Annotated in this window: 1 protein-coding gene; it reads left to right on the forward strand. The window is 48.3% G+C overall.

Annotation, left to right across the window (positions count from 1 at the left end):
* Positions 1 to 296, forward strand: a 296-nt coding sequence (locus ACVC5O_RS07350) for a hypothetical protein (protein ID WP_452220830.1), incomplete at both ends; no start/stop codon positions are given.

Genomic DNA, 296 nt, shown 5'->3' on the forward strand with positions numbered 1-296 from the left:
TCGGGAGCTTGCTCGGCAACAAGCACAGAAACAGTTACCTCTACAGTAGAAGACGATTCCACCTTCACCATGACATCAAGTTGTGTAGGCGGCACAGTAGATGCAGGTTCGGTAGTCACGCCAGGCGGCAGTTTCGATTTCAGCACACCAGTAACCGATGGCGCATTAATAGATATGGCCACAGGCGAAGTGACAATGGGAACACCAAGTGCGACCTATATAATAGAATACACAACAAATGGTGCCTGTCCTACCACTACAGCATTTAGTTTAACCCTACTACCAAGCGAAGACTC

This window comes from Lacinutrix salivirga (assembly GCF_053604675.1).